The 19,717-nt window shown below is 70.4% G+C and carries 18 protein-coding genes; 11 read left to right on the forward strand and 7 right to left on the reverse strand.

The genetic code is table 11. The annotated features are described in order from the left end of the window. Positions 1 to 199 precede the first annotated feature (199 nt). The 7 genes from GCU67_RS19820 (at position 200) to GCU67_RS19850 (ending at position 10,362) form a co-directional block, all read left to right on the forward strand. Positions 200 to 973: an SDR family oxidoreductase gene (locus GCU67_RS19820; RefSeq protein WP_163613088.1), complete on the forward strand. Its 774-nt coding sequence runs from the start codon at positions 200 to 202 to the stop codon at positions 971 to 973. Positions 974 to 1,046: 73 nt separating this feature from the next. Beyond that, positions 1,047 to 1,940: an aldo/keto reductase gene (locus tag GCU67_RS19825; protein WP_163613089.1), complete on the forward strand. Its 894-nt coding sequence runs from the start codon at positions 1,047 to 1,049 to the stop codon at positions 1,938 to 1,940. Between the two features lie 969 nt (positions 1,941 to 2,909). Then, a complete protein-coding gene (locus tag GCU67_RS19830; RefSeq protein WP_211661773.1) occupies positions 2,910 to 3,968 on the forward strand; it encodes a site-specific integrase in 1,059 nt (352 codons plus the stop codon). 1,209 nt (positions 3,969 to 5,177) lie between these two features. Further along, the gene (locus GCU67_RS19835) at positions 5,178 to 6,023 is read left to right on the forward strand and encodes a hypothetical protein (RefSeq protein ID WP_163613091.1); all 846 of its coding nucleotides are present in this window, start codon (positions 5,178 to 5,180) and stop codon (positions 6,021 to 6,023) included. Between the two features lie 729 nt (positions 6,024 to 6,752). Next, positions 6,753 to 6,956 (forward strand): hypothetical protein, encoded by a 204-nt coding sequence (locus GCU67_RS19840; protein ID WP_163613092.1) that lies wholly within the window; start codon positions 6,753 to 6,755, stop codon positions 6,954 to 6,956. Between the two features lie 107 nt (positions 6,957 to 7,063). Continuing rightward, on the forward strand, positions 7,064 to 8,212 hold the full coding sequence (locus GCU67_RS19845) for a tyrosine-type recombinase/integrase (RefSeq protein WP_163621141.1): 1,149 nt from the start codon (positions 7,064 to 7,066) through the stop codon (positions 8,210 to 8,212). Positions 8,213 to 8,751: 539 nt separating this feature from the next. Continuing rightward, the gene (locus tag GCU67_RS19850) at positions 8,752 to 10,362 is read left to right on the forward strand and encodes an ATP-binding protein (RefSeq protein ID WP_163613094.1); all 1,611 of its coding nucleotides are present in this window, start codon (positions 8,752 to 8,754) and stop codon (positions 10,360 to 10,362) included. Between the two features lie 604 nt (positions 10,363 to 10,966). On the opposite strand, the gene GCU67_RS19855 is transcribed toward GCU67_RS19850, so the two are convergent. From GCU67_RS19855 to GCU67_RS19870, 4 genes are all read right to left on the reverse strand, one after another. Then, positions 10,967 to 11,347 (reverse strand): hypothetical protein, encoded by a 381-nt coding sequence (locus tag GCU67_RS19855; RefSeq protein ID WP_163613095.1) that lies wholly within the window; start codon positions 11,345 to 11,347, stop codon positions 10,967 to 10,969. 28 nt (positions 11,348 to 11,375) lie between these two features. After that, positions 11,376 to 11,747 (reverse strand): maleylpyruvate isomerase N-terminal domain-containing protein, encoded by a 372-nt coding sequence (locus GCU67_RS19860; RefSeq protein WP_163613096.1) that lies wholly within the window; start codon positions 11,745 to 11,747, stop codon positions 11,376 to 11,378. Positions 11,748 to 11,957: 210 nt separating this feature from the next. Further along, positions 11,958 to 12,311, reverse strand: coding sequence for a hypothetical protein (locus tag GCU67_RS19865; protein ID WP_163613097.1), 354 nt, complete (start codon positions 12,309 to 12,311; stop codon positions 11,958 to 11,960). A gap of 223 nt (positions 12,312 to 12,534) precedes the next feature. Further along, positions 12,535 to 13,422 (reverse strand): MmyB family transcriptional regulator, encoded by an 888-nt coding sequence (locus GCU67_RS19870; protein ID WP_163613098.1) that lies wholly within the window; start codon positions 13,420 to 13,422, stop codon positions 12,535 to 12,537. A gap of 206 nt (positions 13,423 to 13,628) precedes the next feature. On the opposite strand from GCU67_RS19870, the gene GCU67_RS19875 reads away from it, so the two are divergent. The 3 genes from GCU67_RS19875 (at position 13,629) to GCU67_RS19885 (ending at position 17,151) form a co-directional block, all read left to right on the forward strand. Beyond that, positions 13,629 to 14,627, forward strand: a complete 999-nt coding sequence (locus GCU67_RS19875; protein ID WP_163613099.1) for an SDR family oxidoreductase — start codon at positions 13,629 to 13,631, stop codon at positions 14,625 to 14,627. A 470-nt stretch (positions 14,628 to 15,097) separates the two neighbouring features. After that, positions 15,098 to 16,009 carry a hypothetical protein gene (locus tag GCU67_RS19880; protein ID WP_163613100.1) on the forward strand — a complete coding sequence of 304 codons (912 nt, stop codon included), beginning with the start codon at positions 15,098 to 15,100 and terminating at the stop codon, positions 16,007 to 16,009. 98 nt (positions 16,010 to 16,107) lie between these two features. After that, entirely contained in the window at positions 16,108 to 17,151 is a 1,044-nt protein-coding gene (locus GCU67_RS19885; protein ID WP_338105178.1) for a GGDEF domain-containing protein, read from the forward strand. A 103-nt stretch (positions 17,152 to 17,254) separates the two neighbouring features. Here the strand turns inward: GCU67_RS19885 and GCU67_RS19890 are convergent, their stop codons facing one another. From GCU67_RS19890 to GCU67_RS19900, 3 genes are read right to left on the reverse strand one after another with little or no spacing between them, the layout of a single operon-like run. Continuing rightward, entirely contained in the window at positions 17,255 to 18,370 is a 1,116-nt protein-coding gene (locus tag GCU67_RS19890; RefSeq protein WP_163613101.1) for a geranylgeranyl reductase family protein, read from the reverse strand. A gap of 11 nt (positions 18,371 to 18,381) precedes the next feature. Further along, positions 18,382 to 18,555 carry a hypothetical protein gene (locus GCU67_RS19895; RefSeq protein WP_338105179.1) on the reverse strand — a complete coding sequence of 58 codons (174 nt, stop codon included), beginning with the start codon at positions 18,553 to 18,555 and terminating at the stop codon, positions 18,382 to 18,384. A 47-nt stretch (positions 18,556 to 18,602) separates the two neighbouring features. Beyond that, a complete protein-coding gene (locus GCU67_RS19900) occupies positions 18,603 to 19,172 on the reverse strand; it encodes an LOG family protein (RefSeq protein WP_163613103.1) in 570 nt (189 codons plus the stop codon). Positions 19,173 to 19,353: 181 nt separating this feature from the next. Between GCU67_RS19900 and GCU67_RS19905 the strand changes: the two genes are divergently transcribed. Next, a partial coding sequence (locus tag GCU67_RS19905; protein WP_246215424.1) for a PHP domain-containing protein occupies positions 19,354 to 19,717 on the forward strand: 364 nt, incomplete at its 3' end.

The following is a 19,717-nucleotide window of genomic DNA, read 5'->3' on the forward strand; positions in this document are numbered from 1 at the left end:
GCATCAACAGCCACACGCTGAAGATGAAACCGCCGTAGAGACGCCGTTCACACCGAGCGCGGCAACGCCGACCGCCTCCGCGGCGACACCACCGAGCCCGACGTCCATCGACTGACCTGCACGGCACATCCCCGGGCCGCCGAGCGGCTCCCACACCCACGGCTGACCCTCACCGGGTCGTCCGGACACGGAGAAGTCCATGACCTCATCACCCGTCCGCGACGTGCTGGTCGTCGGTGCCAGCGGCAGCATCGGCGCACTCGCCGTCGCCGAATCGATCCGGCAGGGCCACCGCACCCGCGCCCTGGTCCGCGACCCCCGCCGGGCCGCAACGCTGCCGGCCGAGGCCCGGGCCGTGATCGGGGACCTCGCCCGCGCCGACACCCTGACTGAGGCCGTTGCCGGGGTGGACGCGATCGTGTTCACCCACGGCTCGCACGGTGGGGCCGCCGACGCCGAGGCCGTCGACTACGGCGCCGTGCGCAATGTGCTGGCCGCGCTCGGCGACGCCCCTACGCGGATCGCCCTGATGACCACCATCGGGGTCACCAAGCACACCCCCGGGCATGACTGGAAGCGCCGCGGAGAGCGGCTGGTGCGCGCCAGCGGCCGGCCCTACACGATCGTGCGGCCCGGCTGGTTCGACGCCAACGACCCCGACCAGCTCGGCCTCGTCTTCCTGCAGGGCGACCGCCGCTGGGCCGGCAGCCCGGCCGACGGCGTCGTCTCTCGCCGGCAGATCGCGCAGGTCCTCATCATGAGCCTCACGTCGGCGGCCGCGGACCGAAAGACCCTTGAGCTCGTCGCCGAGCACGGCGCCCCGCCGGCGGATCTGAACCCGCTGTTCGCCACGCTGCAGGCCGACCCCGCCGACGCCCTCGACGCGGTCCTGGACACCGACAACATGCCGCTGGCCGCCGAGCCCAACCGGGTGCGCGCCGAGCTGGATGCCGTCCGCGCCCGCCGTGGCTGACCACCCGGCTGCGCCAGGAGGGGTGTTCTCCCAGGCACTCCCTGGGTCGTCGAGGTCGACCTACGTTCAGGGGATGGACCACACCTTCACCCTGAACAACGGGGTCCAGCTCCCAGCGGTCGGCATTGGCACCGGCCAGAGCAGCCCGGAGGACACCGCGGCGGCCATTGAGGCTGCGTTGAAGGCCGGGTACCGCTACATCGACACCGCCGCCGCCTACGGCAACGAGCGGCAGGTCGGGGAGGGCATCGCCCGCTCCGGGGTGGACCGGTCGGAGGTGTTCATCCAGACGAAGGTCTGGCTGACCGACCATGGCTACGACCAGACGCTGCACGCCTTCGACAAGAGCGCCGGCAAGCTCGGCGTCGAGCAGATCGACCTGCTGATGCTCCACCAGCCCGTTCCCGAGCGCTTCGATGACACCGTGGCCGCCTACCGAGCGCTGGAGACGCTGCTCGCCGACGGGCGGGTGCGGGCGATCGGCGTCTGCAACTTCATGCCCCACCGCCTGGCGGACCTGCTGGCCCGCGCCGAGGTGGTGCCTGCGGTGAACCAGGTCGAGCTGCACCCCTACTTTACCCAGCCCGATGTCCAGCGGGCCGATGCCGAGCACGGCGTGCACACCCAGGCCTGGTCACCGATCGGCGGCGTCACTTTCTACGCCGGCTTCGGTGAGCGACCGGGCCGGGTCAGCACTTTGCAGGACACCACCGTCGCTGCGATCGCTGAGGCGCACGGCAAGTCACCGGCCCAGGTGATGCTGCGCTGGCACCTTCAGGCCGGCCGCTCCGTCGTCCCCAAGTCGGTGACCCCCGCCCGCATCACCGAGAACCTCGACGTCTTCGACTTCGAGCTCAGCGCCGAGGACGTCCGAAGGCTCGACTCGCTGAACAGAGGGGTGCGTGGCGGTCCCGACCCGGACGTCACCGACCCGGCGCGCTTCGAGCTGACGATCCCGGAGAACTGAACCACCGCTCGGGCCGCTGTGCGCCGGCTGCGCCGAGCCCGGATCGCCCACCCTCAACTCCGCACCCCATGACTCCCGACCCGCCGCACAGGACGGCGGACGTCGAGGGCAGAGACCGTGGACACCGAGCGTTCCAAGACCCAGCAGGCAACGTACGTCGTGCAGGCCAAGCGTCACTACCTGGGTAACCAGATCGGTTTCCTAGAGCAGCTGGTCAAGGACCCACAGCAGTGAAACTTGCTCAAGAACGTGACCGCCACGGTCAGGTTCGTCGAGCGCGCCGTGGAGGCGCTGGATCGTCTGCGCCCGGCGCAGTTTTCCTATAACGACGCGGTCGACCAATCGTTGCTGTGTGCCAAGGCGGTCGGCCAGGTGCCCCCTGCGCCGGTCGCCCGGCGCAGCCGCCGATCCGCCGGATTTGTGCATCAGTCGGACCACCGCAGCCCCAGGCGGCCAACCACCCCCGTCCCTCCCGGCCAACAGGAAGTCAGCGGGCGTAGTTGGCCTCGCGGGCCAAGGCGGAGTGCTTGCAGCGCAGCGAGGACCCGCGACCGTGACCGAGAAGGCAGAAACAGCAGAGACGGCGCAACCCCTGATGGGCATGAGGGGTTGGGGAGTAGGAGGGGCGGAAGACGGCGCAAGGGAAGGAAAGCCTTGCCGAGAACCTCAGACGCGCCTGTGTCGTGCCGACCGGACAGTTGTCCGGTCGGCACGACACAGGCGCGTCTGAAGGATCGGGCGCAGGACATTTGCGGAGGCGTCGCGTGTCTCGAAAGCCTGATGCGAGAGCAGTGGGGCGTTGTCAGCCTTGCGCTTAGGGCGAGCAGGGACCACGCAGGGACGTTGACGCTTGGCCGACCTCCCAGAGAGCAGCCCCTGAACTGTCAGGGTTCGCGGGTAGACACGCTAACGATCCCGCTGAGAAAAGGGAATTAGCGGTTGTTGATGTTGGTCGGGAAGGGGGGTCGGATGACGGGCGTGGCGGTACGGGTGGGAGGCGCGTCAGACGGCATCGCGGGAGCGGGGCCAGCGGCGGGGGAGGACCTGGTCGCACTGGCCGCCGAGCTCGAGTCCCTGGCTGCGGAAGCCGCCGACCTGGTCGCCGCTGGACGCGCTGAGGCCACCCACCGCGCTTACGCCAGCCGCTGGCGTGCCTTCGAGACCTGGGCCGCCGACCGGGGCTTGATCGCACTCCCCGCCGAGCCCGCGACCGTGGTGCTGCACCTGACCTGGCTGCACCGTCAGGGGCGGGCCCGCTCCACCGTCGCGCAGACCGCTGCAGCGATCGCCTCGGCCCACCGAGAGGCCGGCATTGAGACTCCGCCGACGGCCCACGAGGCCGTTCGACGCTTGCTGCGCGGTCACCGCCGCGCTACTCGCGATCACCTGCAGCGGCAGGCCACTCCAGTTTTGCTCGATGGCATCCGGCGGTTGGCCGCTGCCTGCGATCGTTCGTCCCTGGCCGGCTTGCGCGATCAGGCGGTGCTCCTCGTCGGCTGGGTCGCCGCTCTTCGGCGCAGCGAGATCGCCGGCCTTGACGTCGAGGACCTTCGGCGGGAGCCAGACCGGACCAGCCTGCACATCCGCTGGAGCAAGGCCGACCAGAACGGGCGAGGGGAGTGGCTGGTACTGCCGCGGAGCAATCCCATCGCCGGGGACGCAGCGCACGCCCTTGACGCCTGGATCGCCGCGGCGGGCATCCAGCAGGGGCCGGTCTTTCGGGCCATCGACCGCTGGGGCTGTCCCCGCACGACTCGACTGTCCGCTCGTGCGGTCGGCGACCTGGTGGGCCGGTACGCCGCAACGGCCGGGCTGTGCCATCACCCAGCCATCGAGCCGTGCCCGCACGTATGGACCGGCCACAGCCTGCGTGCCGGCTGCGCCACCCAACTGGATCTCGACGGTGTCGACCTGCGCCAGATCGAGCGGTATCTGCGGCAATCCACGCCCGGTATGGGAGCGCGATACGCCCGCCGCGAGCGAGAGTGGCGAGCGACGGTGGCCGAGCGCCTCGGCGCAGGCCGCTAAACACCGGCTCTCTACCGCGAACGCACGACAAAAGCGCGCTCACGCCGGCGTCAGCCCATCGCAGACTGAACGACGGTCGGGGACCGCCTCCCGCGGTCCTCCCGGGTCCCGCTTGATCTCCGCGACGTGCAGATCGATGACGGCAATGCCCGCAGCGGGAGGCGGACGCTGGTGTCAGCGCGACATTGCTACGGCCAGGATCCCGGGAATGCTCGATGGGAGTGGGGGCTGGCGCCCTCGTCGTAGCGACTGGCCTGAGGTGATCGCGCTGCCCGGCAGCATCGGTGTCGGAGCCTCGACCTCGGCGCCTGAGTGACCACAGCGGGCCTGTCTGCTCTGCCGGAGAATCAAACGATTGGCCACCGGTCGCGCCGGTCAGGCTCCGGTCCTACCCGCGGACAAAATCGTCACGGCAGAATTCGGATCGCTGAGACCAGTCTCGACGACCGCGCCTAACAGTGGCCTGCTGGGAGCGCCCTTGAGCGACTGGCTCCCTGTGGGAACGGCAGGACGGACCCACCAGGGGCAGCGACTGGCGGATCCACATCTGTAGACGTGTCCCCGTCGACCTGCTCCGCGCCCCCTACGTCGGTAGCCGCCAATGTCTCCGCGATCACCTCGGCGGCACGAAGGCCCGTAGCCGCTTGATCCAAGACTCCGCAGACCGTGCTCAGATAAGCGTTCAGGACTCCGATCGCCTCGTCCGGGTGTCCAGCGTAAGGACCTCCTTCTACGCTGACACGCCCCTGCGTTGCCTCTCCTTCGAGCCAGACGCGGATCTGGCGAACCGCAGTGGGAAGGTCTTGCAGCAGGTCGCCGACGCTCCGGATCGCGATGGAAGCGTCCAACGTGTCGTGGAGCCCGTTCGCCTGCGCGGTGCATGACTTGAGGTGGCGAACGCACTCGGTTGCGGCCGCGGCGTAGACCGGAGCCATTGCGCCCAGGTACTTCGACTCCTCGTGTGGCTCCATGCCGGGGAATGTACGGCTGGGCTCTGACAATTCTGGACCAACGGCGATGCCGTGTGCCCGCGTGGGAGTCCGGCGGCGGCGCACTCACCGCGTCGTCCTCGTCTGTTGCAGACGATCGCTCAAGTAGCGCGACCGCTCGTGTGAAAATCGCCGGTCCACCGGCCGATGACCCAGTTCGTCATCCGCTGGCCAGATGACGACAGGACCCATTCACTCTCTCGCTCACTCTGGAGTCACCTTGTCCCTCGTCTTGGATGCCTGGATCAAGGCGTGCAGCCCCGCGATCGGTCTGGACCAACTCGTACTGCTACACGTATCCGACGAACTGAACATCCCGGATACGACAGTGGAGCAGAGCGTCCCCTCGGGGGACGCGATCGGTCCGTCCTACCAGCATCAGAACGTTCATCGGCGCACGGGTGGCGGATACCTCTCGATGCGCGATCTCGGGGCCCGAATTTGGTGCGACTCACGATTGAGCGCCGCCGAGTGGAACGCAGGGGCTCGCGTCCGTCGCCTCCGCGGGCTTCCCAACCCAGGGGGTCAGGCCTACTTCCCTCCTCTGCTGTGGACCGTGCAGGGAGGTCGGTACCGGGACGACTTCACGGGTCAGATCCTCAATCGGCGCGAAGTGTGGCGCATCCCGCTGGTGCGGGAGGCGGCGCTGGTTCGCGTTCCCGCGTCAGCCCCGGCGGCCAAGAAGGACGGGTGGTCGGTGGCGCGGGGGTGGAAGGACGCCGAGGACGCGATCGTCGAGGCCCGGCGGGAACGGGCGGTCCAGTCGGATCCAAGGGCGCCCTGGGATGACTGCGCTGCGCGAGACGACGTCCGCAAGTACCTGGCCCAGTGTCGTGCCGTCCAAGAGGCCGAGGCGATGGGGGACATCGATACGGCGGAGGTCCGGGGCGTCAAGGTTATCCCGGGTGCCTACCTCGGAGGTGGAGCGGAGCATGCCGCCGCCCTCGATGCGATTGGTCAGCGTGCGGCAGCCAATGTGGCGGCGACATCAGCAGACTCGCGCAGAGGGAACCTCCCCGGCGCCACGCCCGTGGGCGGCGAGTCGTCCTCGCCATGGGACGAGTGAATGCCCAGCATGCGCAAAGCGGTGTTGGGTGCGCCCCACCCATGGTGGGTGACGTCGGGTCGCCTGATCGTTGCGTCGGCAATTCGGGGTTGAGTCCGTACCTGACGTTCACAAGGTCCGGCGACCTTGATAAGACAAGTCCCTGCAGGCTGGGTTATGCCAGGGCTGGCCCTTTAGCTTCTGCTAATTCCGGTGGCTTGGCGAAATCTAAGGCATGCTTTGGTTCCTGCTTGGATCCCATCTTCATACCAGCGGGGGAGAGGGCTGAGAAGTCGGGCGCAATGCGCGCCGACGTTAGCGTCCTCGTCTGTGACCAGTTCGTCGCATGCTGACCATCCGGTCAGGCGCTGAGCATGTGCCGCGGTCAAGAGCGACTGCGACTGCCGCGGCATGCGCATCTGCCGCGATTCTGACTGGCGGGCTGCGCGGACCCCGCTGCGATTCACTCGTCGATTGGCCGAGCGCCCCCGATCTGACTCGAAGAGTCGTTAACGTCTATGGCGATAGTCGATCGACAAGCTCCCAAAAAGACTCGCGAAGAATTTTCATGATATGGCCGTTCGAGCGATCGAGGTGCCGATTGCATGCCGGTCCGAACCAAGTCGCCCTCAACCTCGGAGAGTTCACGTGCCTCAAAGTGCCGCTGCCAGTAAGCCCGAATGGACGCTGGCCGACCTGCGGTCCCTGCCACCCACCGTCCCCGCCCGCCAGGCCGACTCCATCATTGGCATGTCGATCAGCACCGGCAAGCGCCTGCGCGCCGAGGGGGCGTACCCCGTGCCGTGGGTGAGCATCGGCCGTCACCACCGCGTCCTGACCGCTCCGCTGCTCGCCTTCCTGGGGCTGAGGGTGGACGACTTGTCAGACCCAGCGGGCACTATGCCCGCCCAGGCCGCTGTTGACGGCGTGCCACAGCAGGAGGGTGCGGCGTGACGATCATCCGAGGGTCGGTGCGTCGGCGACACACCAGCGCCTGCAACGAGCGATTCAGGGCGGTCCCCGGGACGGACCGAAAGTGCACCTGCCCCTGGGGTTGGCACGTGAGGCTGCCACCGCACCCCGTGACTCGTGAGCAGAAGCGCCCCAGCAAGGGCGGCTTCGCGCGCAAGATCGATGCGGAACGGGATCTCGCGGCGTTCATCGACCGCGCGAGCGTCACCATGGGCCGCAGCGAGGGGATGACGGTCGCCGCCTGGCTCGACCTGTGGATCGGGTCTTTGCACGACCATGCCATCACCACGCGCGAAGGTTACGAAAGCATCGTGCGCCTGCATCTGAAGCCGCTCATCGGGGACATCCGACTGGTGGACCTGATGGCGGAGCACATCGACTCGATGATCGTCCTCCTGCAGTCTCCGGCCTATGCCCCGGCGGGTCGCACCGGTAACCGGTTCAAGGGGGCGAAGGGGCTCTCGTCCGCCACTGTTAATCGCATCCTCGATTGCCTTCAGTCGGCGCTCGGTAGCGCGGAGAAGCGAGATCACATTCGGCGAAACCCCATGCGAGCGGTTGAGAAGCCGCACGAGGAGAACAAGCAGGGTGCCTTTTGGGCGGCCGAGCAGGCCGCAGCGTTCCTCGACCACCCGCTGGTGGTCGAGCACCCTCTCTATGCGGCCTGGCATCTCGCCCTAACCACGGGCGCCCGACGAAGCGAACTGTGCGGACTCCGATGGTCCGACGTAGACCTCGACATCGGACTGTGGCGGCTCAGCCGAGCGCGCGTCCAGCGCAGCAGCCGGGTGGTCGAGAAGCGAACGAAGAACCGGTCCAGCGAGCGGAAGGTGTTCCTGGACTCCGAGACGATCGAAGTCCTGGTGGCGCATCGTCGGCGCCAGGCAGGGGCACGCCTCAAGGCGGGACCAGCCTGGGGTGGGGGAGGGGAGTACGTGTTCGTCGATGAGTTCGGCGACCCTGTCCGGCCTGACCGCCTGTCCCGCAACTGGAAGTCGCTCGTGACACGGGTCGGCGCTCCCGACGTCCGCCTCCACGACCTCCGGCACACGTCGATCACCCTCGGCGCCATCGATGCAGGTCTGCCACTTGCAGTCATCATGGCTCGCGCGGGGCACTCGCGCGTCACTACGTCGCTTGACTACACCCACATCGCCGACGAGGTCGCGCGTCGCGCTTCCGAGGCGATCGCCAGCCAGATCCAGCAGCACCGCTCAGGACGGGTCAAGGGCGGCTAGGGGTCACGCTCGGAAGCGCGGGCTGTCAACCCTTGGTGTGACTGCGACATCGGTCTTCAGTGCTGGACTGGAAGGCCCTGCGAGTGGCTCGGGCTGTCAGCGCTGGCCGGCGCCGCGCGCAAGGGGAGGGGCGTCAACCTCCTATGCGTGGCCAGGGGCCAGCGGGCGGTCTCTGGCGGCCGGCACTTGCTGGGGTCGATGCGTCTACCTGCTATGCGTGCGTTGACCTGCATCTTTGCCGGGGGCGTCAACCTCGTATGCGTACCCGTGGTCTGCCGTGGCTGGAGCAGGGCGTCTACCTCTTATGCGTAGCTTTGAGGGACGTCGCCTTGAGCTCCAGCGACGGCTGGCCACAGGCCGGGCGAGGCGGGTGTCCTGTCCCACTTGACGAGTGTGCAACGGATGCCGTGGCCCGGCCTGGAGCTCGCCGTCGCCGGCGCGGGGCTTGTAGTTGGTGGCCTCCATTGAAAGGTTATGGACACCTTGTTCGTGCGCCGCGACACGTTGACAAACTCCCCATAGCGGGTCAAAGTAGCTCCGTGAACCTCGCCCAGTCCTACACCCTCGAGGCCTTCGAAGAGCTGATCAAGCGCGAGACGGACCGCGTCGAACTCAAGACGGGCGTGAGCCGCGACAAGGTGTCCGAGGCTGTCGTCGCATTCAGTAACACCGAAGGAGGCGTCATCTTCGTCGGGGTCACCGACGACCGTCGAGTGACCGGGCAGTCGCTCACTCAAGGCGTGCATGACAAGATCCATCAAGCAATTCACGACGCTCGTGACTGTGGGCGCTATGAGATCATGCAGATCAGTGTGGCGGGTACGCCCGTAGTGGCGATCACAGTTCACCGTAGAGAAGAAGGGTTCGCTCAGACCAGCAACGGGCGGGTCCTGGTTCGGCATGGAGCCCGGAATGACGCGCTTTTTGGCTCTGAGATGTGGGACTTCGTCAGCGGACGGTCTCTCAGGCGCTTCGAAAGCGCCGACTCGAACACCCCAGTTACCGAAGCCGAGCAGGGCTACCTAGACGAACTTGCCCTCGTGCACGGTTGGAGCGAACTGAATCCGGAGGGTCTACGCCAGCGCCTGACCGAGCGTGGACTGGTCCTTTCAAACGGGAACATGACCATCGCTGGCGCACTTTTCCTTACGGACCCGGCGCAATCGCTCGGAGTCAGCAAGGCCTTCGTAGAAGTGCGCCGCTACCCCGAAGTCGGTGGCGAGTACGATCGCAGAGTCGTATTCGACGGACCTCTTCAGCAGCAGGTCGTCGACGCCCTGTCCTTTATCATGGGCGAGTTGGGCAGTGACTTGGTCGTAACTGGACTCTACAGATATGACCTGCCTCGCCTTCCTGAAGTAGTCGTGCGAGAGGCAGTTGCAAATGCCGTCGCGCACAGGAGCTACGAGGCGCATCGCACGGCTGTCTTGGTCGAGATGAGGCCGGACGGTGTACTTGTCACATCGCCGGGCGGCCTCCCTGAGCCAGTGACCATCCAAAACCTACGCCAGGCGCAGACGGCACGGAACCCGACTGTGATTGATGTTCTACGCCGATTTTCTTTGGCAGAGGACGCTGGCCGCGGTATCGATGTCATGGAGGATCAAATGGCCGAAGCACTCCTTGATCCTCCTCAGTTCCAAGATGAGAACGGATTCGTCAGCGTATTTCTCCCGTTGCGTGGGGCTATCACGGCTCGCGAGCGCGCGTGGGTCCAAGAGCTTGAGCGGAGGGGGACGTTGGAAGCGAGCGACAAGATCCTTCTTGTCCAGGCTGCCCGAGGCTCGGAGCTGACTAATGCTGTGGCCCGCAGCGCCTTGAGCACTGAAGACAGCGGGCTCGCGAGGAAGGCGCTGCACCGACTCCGAGACAACGGACTGCTCGAGCAGCATGGGGAGCGAGGTGGAGCCACCTACACCCTGTCGGCTTCGATTGCACCGCCCGCTGCTTACCGCCTCACTCCAACACAGCTCCGTGACATGTTGGTCGAGCGAGCGGCGGAGGCTCCGCTGACCAACGAGTCTGTTCGCCAGTTCACGGGCTTGGACCGTCAGGACACCCGCGTGCTCCTCAAGCAGCTCGTCGCCTCGGGGCGCCTGCGGCAGCTGGGCGAGCGCCGCGGGACCCGGTACGTCCTTCCGGGTGAATAACAGTGATGTTCTTCCGGCCTGCGACACCGTGGACATGTAGTCCATAACTAGCCATAGTCCTGCGCCCCGCCGGACTTCGGCAGCGCGGAGAGCCGGTGGCCGCTCAGGCATGACGGAGTGACCGGCATTGTGCAGTTACCGAGCGTCACAGCTTCAGGGAGTCCTTGCAGTCGTATTGCAGCCAAGCCAAGACCAACCGAGCTGTCCCGAGAGGGACCGTCGCGGTCCTCGCATGGCCCTGAGCAGGGCGGTCGTAACCGAGCACCTTCGTCATAGCCCGAGGGAGCCCTCGACACCCGGTCTTGAAAACCGCTATGGGGTGAAACCCATCGTGGGTTCGAATCCCACGCCCTCCGCTCTGATCAGCACGGTCGTACGGGCGCGACCGGAGGTGGACCCTGTGCAGAGTCACAGCGCCCACGCGACGGGTGCTGCGGGGTACCCCTTCGGCTGCGGCAGCTCCACCTGTCGCGCCGGCTCCCCGCTGGCGACGCATCGTCCACTCGACCTGCTTCGCACCTCAGGCCGTCATCGCGGGCGGAGTGTGGGTGCGGGAGCGCTTCCCGCCCATCGAGCTCAGGCCCTCCTCGCCGGCTGAGCCCGATCAGAAGCCCGGGAACACCCGCCGCAGGTCGTCGAGCGTGACGCTGCCGGTGACCGCGGTGCCGGCCGGCGTGTGGCGCTCAGCGAGGCGGCCGCCGAGCAGCCGGTAGAACGACTCGGTCGTACCGGTGAAGGTCGCCAGCGGGTCGGTGCCGGCGGGCACGAGCCGCGCGCTCTGGTCGACGACGAGCGTCCAGTCGCCGGCCGCGACCTCGGTGGGCTCGCTCAGGGCGTCGGGCTGGGCAGTGAGGGCGAGCATGAAGCTGAGCTGGTCGGACAGCAGGGTCAGCATCAGACCGGCGGTGGTGGCGTCGACCGTCGCGGCCGGGTCGAGGCCCACGGTGACGTCCCACGTGTGCTGGGCGACCTCGTTGAGGCGCATGCCGGCAGCGACCTCCAGCGGGACGGGCTCAGGGAGCCGCGGTCGGCGGATGGTGACCGCGTCGCGCTGCTCGGGCGTCAGGGACTCGAGGGGTCTCGACGAGGACCGTGCCGTGGTCGACGTACCCCTGTGCCTGCTCGCGGGGCGTCATCGCGTTCCAGCGGTCCCAGACCGCCTGGTTGTCGCCCCCGGGGACCCCCGTGCCGGCCGCTGCCGCCGCGAGCGGCCGCAGCATGATCTCCGACCCACTGCCCAGGTGGGAGAGCACGTCACAGATCCGCCACTCGGACGCGCCGCTCGGCGCGACCAGTTGCTCGTCGTCGAGACCGTCGATCACCTCGACGAGCTGGTCGTGGTGCTGGCGCAGCGAGACGATGACCTGGTCGGCGAGGGCACTCACGGCGCGACCGTAGACCTCGTGCACCGCGTGGACGGGACGAGCGGTCCCTGGTCCGGTCGCCCCCGATCGGGGCACAGAGGACGAGACACCGAGGAAGTGGTTCGTCTGCTCGCGGCGGGGTGCCGTGAGCGTGAGACCGAGCCCCGACTCCGCGAACAACAGTGAGACGACGACCAGCCATTCGCTGCCATCACGGCCGGGTGGGCAGCCTCATCCCGGAACGCGGATCGAGTGGCGCGCGACCCACGCTCCGCTGAGGAGCGGGACCACGCTCAACGCCGCGATCGCTGTCCCGCACAGGACGAACGCGAGCCTGAGCACCGACGACCTCCGTACGCCTGACCGTTCGAGCAGCCACGTGAGGAGGAGCGCCGAACTGCTGGCGAGCGCCCCGAAGGCGGCGCCCACGACCAGACCTCCCCGGCTTCCGAAGAACGACCTGGCCGCCAGGTCGAAGGCACTGCCCAGGCTGATCGCCCCCGTGGCTGCACCTGTTGCACCGGCGATCGCCGCGCTGACGAGGACCGCCCGGCCGGAGGACCAGTGACTCGACTGCACGACCACCTGCCCCTGCTTGCACGCACGGGTCGGATGACCCCACTGAGTGTCGGCGCCATCGGGGCCGGTGTCGAGTCGTCCCGGGTCGAGTCCCTCGCGTGCGAGCCCCTGAGGTCATCTGGAACTGGCCCCGAGGACGGTCGGGCATCGGTCCGCCCGTTGACGGGCAGTCCTGGTCAGCGCCTCAGCTGGGCGAACGTCCCGCGGCCGGGGCGCTGGAGGAGACCCATCAGGGTCGGCTGCCGGGGTCGCCGCCGACCCCGTCCGCGGGGGTGGAGGAGAGGGACTGGGCACCGATCACCGCGAGCATCTCCAGCTTCTCGTGGCTCTCGCTGCCGGGCGCCGCGGTGTAGACCATGAGGTGGTGGGCCTGGTGCGGGTCGACCAGGGTCTGGCAGTTCAGCTCCAGCCGGCCGACCTCGGGGTGCTGGTAGCGCTTGACCTCGTTGGGGTGGATGCCGACCTCGTGGGTCTCCCACAGGGTGCGGAACTCCGCGCTCTCGGCCAGCAGGAGGTCGGTCAGGTGGGCCGCTCGTGACCCCGGCCCGCCAACGGCGAGGAGGGCGCGGAGGCCGGCGGCATACATGCGTGACATGTGGGCGTGGTCCTCGGTCACGTACAGCGCGCGGGCCGCCGGGTCGGTGAACCAGCGGTACCCCCGGCTGCGAGCGGGGCCGGTGTACCGCGTCGCGTCACCGACGAGGGCGATCCCGAGCGGTGTCTGCCGCAGCGTCTCGCCGACCTCGGTGACGATCTCGGCGGCGGTGTCACCGAGGCGGTCGAAGATCCGCAGCAGACCAGGGCTGACGTGCTCGCTGCTCGACCCGCGGGTCGGGGGCTGGTGCCCGGCCAGCCGGAACAGGTGGTCCCGCTCGTCGAGGGACAGGTGCAGCCCCTGGGCGATCGAGGCGATCATCTGCGCCGAGGGGTGCGGGCCGCGCTCGCGTTCCAGGCGCGTGTAGTAGTCGGTGGACATGTGGCACAGGCCGGCGACCTCCTCACGGCGCAGACCGGCGGTCCGGCGGCGCTGACCGCGGGGGAGACCGACGTCCTCGGGTTGCAGTGCGCCCCGGCGTTCGCGGAGGAACTCCGCCAGACCTGGTCGATCGATGGCCACGCGGGTCCTCCTGAGGGTGGGGTGCGCCGCCCGTGAGGGCGGCACCGCTGTGTCTACCGGCAGGGCGCAAGCGCATCCACGTCCCGTCGATCCCCCTCTCACCAACGGCCCACAGGGGGATCGGTGGGCCCTGCCACCGGCGGTCGGCAGCGGGGACGGTGTGGTCACGACGCGAACGGCGCGTCACCGACGACAGGGACCCCACCATGGCCCGCACCCCGATCGACATCACCGTCCCCGATCTGACCGGCAAGCGCGCGGTCCTCACCGGCGGCAGCGACGGCATCGGCCTGGTCATCGCCCGCCGCCTGGCCGCGGCCGGGGCCGAGCTGGTCCTCCCGGTCCGCAACCGCGGCAAGGGCGAGACCGCCGTCGCCGAGATCCGTGCGCGCGTCCCCGGGGCGGACATCACCCTGCACACGCTGGACCTGTCCTCGCTCGCATCGGTCACCGCCTTCAGCGCGGCCCTCCTCGCCGACGGCCGGCCGATCGACGTCCTGATCAACAACGCCGGCGTCATGACCCCGCCGGAGCGGCAGGCGACGGTCGACGGCCACGAGCTGCAGCTCGCCACCAACCACCTGGGGCACTTCGCGCTCGTGGCGCAGCTGCTGCCGCTGCTGCGCGCCGGCCGGGCACGCGTCACCTCACAGTCCAGCGTCGCGGCCAACAGCAACGCCGTCCACTGGGACGACCTGGACTGGGAGCGCTCCTACCACCCTGGGCGCGCCTACAGCTCCTCCAAGATCGCCGTCGGCCTGTTCGCCCTCGAGCTCGACCGCCGCAGCACGGCCCACGGCTGGGGGATCACAAGCAACCTGTCCCACCCTGGGGTGGCCCCGACCAACCTGCTCGCCGCTCAGCCCGCCATCGGCCGCCCCGCGGAGGGGCGGGAGATCCGCGTGATCCGGCGGCTGTCGGCGATGGGCGTCCTGGGGACCCCGGAGACCGCCGCGCTCCCGGCGCTGCTCGCCGCGACGTCGCCGGAGGTCACCGGTGAGCGCCTCTACGGCCCCAGCCGCTTCCAGCACATGAGCGGGGCGCCGGCCGAGCAGCAGCTGTACCGGTCACTGCGCAGCGTCGAGGACGCCCGGCGCATCTGGGCGCTGTCCGAGCAGCTGACGGGCGTCTCGTTCCCCGCCGAGGGCGCGGGGGCCGACCGTCCCGCGCTCGACGTCGTCCGTGGACCCGGCCTGACGGCCTGAGGGCGGGCGGGCGTGCACGAGGCACCCCGCGGTCACCGGACGGTGAGCGCCGTGTGTGGCTGTTCCGGCTCCCACGCCCTCCGCTCCCGGCCGCAGACCCGGCCGCCACGCCGGGTGCGCCCGAGGCGCTGGAGGTCATCGACCGCGGAACCCGCTCGAGACGGTCGATGACCGTGAAAGCCCAGGTCACCCGGGTCGTCCTGTCGACTCGTGGACCTGGGAGGGAGCGGTCAGCGGCTCCGCGGAGGCGTCGCGCAACGATTCGGTGACGCAGCCGTCCGCGGCCCTGTCCGGACCCCGTCGGCGGACGCGTGCCCGCCCTACCTTTCGGCTGTCCGCGGCACTCCTGCCGCGACGGACACCGAGGAGAGCCGCGTGCACCAGCTCGCGTCACCACGCACCCGCCCGGCCATGGACGGCGTCGCCGTCGCCCCGTCCGCGCTGCACGCACCTGTGCGCACGGGTGCGCTGTGACCCTCCTCTGGCCGACCGTGTCGGCCTTCGGCTTCGTGCTCTCCGTCGGCCTGGTCGTCGCCCTCGGGCGGGGCTCCACGTCCCGGTACGAGGTGGAGCGCGACCGGACGCGGAACCGGGTCCAGCCGGCGCCCGCGACCGCTCCGTCCGACGTCCCCGCCGCTCCCGTCCCCGGCGGGGCCGCGCCGGTGGCCGGGCCGCACCCGACGGTCGGCCGGGTGCCCGAGCCCGCCGACCAGGCGGTCGCGGGGCACGCGCTCGACCGGCAGGAGGCGTCGGGCAGCGTCGCCACGCTGCCGCAGGCACGCCCGGCCGGGCTGCCCGGTGTCGCCGGCTCCGAGCCGGCCTGGTGGCTGGTCACCGAGGGCGACCACGAGGTGCTCGCCGGCCCCTTCGCCGACCGGGTCGAGGCCGGGTGGGCGCTGATGACCGGCCCGGAGGACGCACCGGTGCACGCCCTCTACGGCCTGCGCCGCCCGGACGGCGGGGTGGCGCGGCGTCAGACGCCCGAGGACCTGGCCTGGCTGACCGAGCTGGGCGACCAGCTCGACCGGCTGCCGCAGGCCTGGGACGAGCGGATGGACGACGACGACCCGATGGTGTCCCTCGTGGTGGAGGTGACCGCCGCGCTGGTCGAGTCCGGCATCCCCGTGCACGACTGCGCCGGCGACGGTGCGGCCGGCGGGGTGTGCCTCACCCCCGAGCCGGGCTGCGACGGTGTCCTGGTCAGCTGGCACCAGCACGACCGGATGAGCCGCGACCAGGTCCGCGGTGCCGAGACGGTCGTCGCGGTCCAGCGGGCGATGAACGCCGCGGTCGCCGAGTGCCTCCAGCTGCTGGGCTTCCTGGTGGCGCCGGTCGGCTCGGTGGGCTGCTCGCTGGTCATCGACGCGTGGTCCGGTCGGTGAGGCCGCGCCGGCTGCTGTGAGCGGCGGCACTCACTCGCAGGAGGGGGCCGACCCCGCGGCACACCGCAGGACCGCGCCGCCGGTGCCGAAGAGGTGGTGTGCAGCTGCCGCAGTCGATGAGGGCCCGGGACCCGCGGGCCGCAGCCAGGACCGCCGTCCTGGTGCTGCTGGTCTGCGCCGTGACCATGCTGGTCTTCTCGCTCTTCGGCCCCAACGCCGTCTCCACGGCCGGGATCATCGCCTCCTGGCTCACCGCGGCGGTGCTGGTCGGGCTGGCCCTCACGTACCACCTGACGTCGCCGGAGCGGATCGACCGGCGCGGCGGGTACGTGTTCATCGCGCTGATCGGGGTGGTGCTCTGCTGCGGGATGAACTGGATCACGAACGACCCCTCCGCCGGCGGTCAGGCGTTCCTCGCCTTCCCCGTGCTGTGGGCCGGGGTGCACCTGCGCCGGGCCGCCGTCCAGGTGGTCACGGTCGCCGCCCTGGCCGGTGACGCCGTGGTGCTCTTCCACCTGGAGCCGGTCGGCTACGCGGTCAGCGACCTCAGCTTCTTCGGCGCGGTGCTCGCCGTCATGGCGCTCATGCTCACCCGCTCGGGGGAGACCCAGGACCGGCTGGTCGCCATGCTGAAGGAGCAGGCTTCCGTCGACTCCCTCACCGGACTGGTCAACCGCCGGGTGCTCGACGAGGCGCTCACCGAGGCCCTGACCACCCAGACCCGGCCGCTGGGCACCTCCCTGGTGCTGGTCGACATCGACTCGTTCAAGTCCATCAACGACCAGTACGGCCACCCGGTCGGCGACGACGCCCTGGTGCACATCGCCGGGGTGCTCCGCTCGGTGGTCCGCCCCAGCGACGCCGTCCTGAGCCGGATGGGCGGCGACGAGCTCGCCGTCCTGCTGCCCGACTGCCCGGCCGACGTCGCCGCCCGGCGCGCCGCCGACGTGCTCGACGCCGTCCGCGCCGCGCCGCTGCAGCTGCGCGACGGCACCCTGCTGGCCGTGTCGGTCAGCCTGGGCGTGGCCCACGCGCCCTCGCACGCCGAGCAGCTCGAAGAGCTCTACGCCGCCGCCGACACCGCCCTCTACGCCGCCAAGCGGGCCGGCCGCGACCAGGTCCGCGTCGCCGAGGTGCGCTGAGCCCGGGCGTCGCCTGTCCTCCTGCACCAAAGGCCGTCCTCCCGCAGCAACGCTGGTGCGGTAGGACGGCCTTTGATCAGGTCACCTGATCTACTGCGCACCACTACCGGAGCCGGCGCACCGTGCCGGCGAGGGTGCGGGCGGTGAGCCGGCCGTCGGCCAGCCCCAGGGCGACGACGTCGTCGAAGGCCCGCTGGTCCTCGCGCGCCGCGCGCACCACTCCCTCCATCAGCACCGGCCACCGGCTCAGCTGCGAGGCGACCCCTGACGAGCGGAGGTGGCCGCCCAGTCGCCGGCGCAGGAGCCGGCGGTGCACCTGCCCCGCCCGGGCGCCGTGCAGAGCCGCCTCCCCGGCCAGCGCACCGGACAGGACGGCGTAGAAGATGCCCTCCCCGGTCAGCGGGTTGATCAGCGACTGCGCGTCCCCGGCCAGCAGCACCCGGCCGTCGGGCAGCCGCGGCCGCCCGGTCGACAGCGGCAGCCGGTGCGCGCGCAGGCCCTCGGGCTCGACGCCGGGCAGCATCCGGTGCAGCCCGGCGACCAGCTCCGCGCGGGTCACCCCGCCGGACACCAGCTCGCCGTAGCCGACGTTGGCCCGGCCGTCGCCGAGCGGGAACGACCACGCGTAGGCCGGCCAGCGCTGCTCGGTCGTGGTGACCACCTGCACGCCCTCGCTGCCCGGCAGCACCGGCGCGTACCCGCGGATCGCCACCGCCAGCCGGCCCGGCGGGTTGCCGGCCAGGCCCAGCGCCCGCCGGACGACGGACTCCGCACCGTCCGCGCCGACCAGCACCCCGGCGTGGAACCGGCCGTCGACCTCCACGTGGTCGGCGTGCACGGTCACCGCACGGACGGTGTGCTGCCGGAAGCGGACGCCGCGGTCGATCACCTGCGCCAGCAGCCGGCCGTCGAGCACCGCGCGGGGCACCACGGACGAGGGCCGGTGCAGCGTGCGCTCGACCGTCGTCCCACCCGGGGCGTGCAGCCGCAGCCGCGGCACGGTCGGGTACCCGGCGGTCAGGGCCGCGACGTCGAGGTCGAGGCCGGCCAGCACGTCGAGCGCCTCGGGCGCGATGCCGTCACCGCAGACCTTGTCGCGGGGGAACGCCGACCGGTCGAGCACCAGCACGTCGGCGTCCGGGCGGGCCCGGCGCACCGCGGCCGCGCAGGCCGCACCGGCCGGGCCGGCCCCGACGACGACGACGTCGGCGTGCTCCACCCCGGCCGGGCTCAGGTGTTGTTCGCCGGCGTCGGGGTGCCCGGGTTGCAGTTCTCGTCCTGGCTGTTGCTGTTGTTCCCCGCGTCGCAGTTGGTCTCCCCGCGCTGCAGGTCGGTGTTGGAGCCGCCGCAACCGGTGAGCACCGTGCTGCCGACGAGGGCGAGCGCCACGAGGGTCCGCTTCATGTGCATGGAAGGGGCGGTGCCCACGATCAGCGGTGCGCAACCGGCTGTCACGACCGGGGTGCGGTCCACTTGCGGGCCGGGTGACCGTAACCGGCGACGAACGCCAGCAGCCCGGCGGCGTCGTGCACCACGCCGAGGGCGTCGAGCCGGGCGGCGTCGAGGTAGCCGTCGTCGACCATCCGCCGCAGTTGGGCCAGCTGCGGCTGCCAGAAGCCCTCGACGTCCAGCAGGGCAACCGGCTTGGCGTGCAGCCCGAGCATCCCCCAGGTCCAGGCCTCGAACAGCTCCTCCAGGGTCCCGGCGGCACCCGGCAGCGCGACGAAGGCGTCGGCGAGGTCGGCCATGACCTGCTTGCGCTCGTGCATCGTCGCCACCACCTCCAGCCGGGGCAGCCCGCGGTGGGCCACCTCGTCGTCGACCAGGTGCTGGGGGATGACCCCGACCACCTCGCCGCCGGCGGCCAGCGCGGCGTCGGCGACCACGCCCATCAGGCCCACGTCCCCGCCGCCGTAGACGATCCCGACGCCGGCGCGGGCCAGGTCCGCGGCGAACGTCGCGGCCGCCCGCTGGTGGGCGGGTGGGCCGGCGTGCGATCCGGTGAAGACGGCGATGCGCATGTGCCCGACCCTAGGTGGGCCCCGGGGACCCCGCGTCGGCACGTCCGGAGGCACGTGTGCGACGGCGGGGAGGGCGCAGCCTGCTGTTCGCCTGATGCTCTCCTGCGGGTCACCCGGTGGAGGGACCGGCACCGGAGAGTCGGCGCGTCAGATGCACGGACGACGATGCGGGAGCGAGTCGATGAGCCACGACCACGAGCACGACCACCACCACGGCGAGCACGGCCACACCCATCACCACGGGAACACCGCCGGCGTCGAGGGCACCTGGGCCGACCCACGTGCCGACGACCCGCTGTCGGTCTCGCGGCGCGGCTTCCTCGCCACGGCGGCCGTCGTCGCCGGTGCGGCCGCAGGCGTCGGTGGCGCGGTCGCCGGGGTCGGCCAGGGTGTGGCCGCGGCGAAGCCGAAGGCCCCCACCTCGACCAACCCGTGGAACGGCCGGTCGCTGTTCCTGGCCGGCGACCACCACATCCACACCCAGTACTCTCCCGACGCCCAGTACGAGGTCGCCACGCAGGCCGCCAAGGCCCGGGAGTTCGGCC

It is taken from the genome of Modestobacter muralis, from assembly GCF_010682105.1.
Lineage (GTDB): Bacteria > Actinomycetota > Actinomycetes > Mycobacteriales > Geodermatophilaceae > Modestobacter > Modestobacter muralis.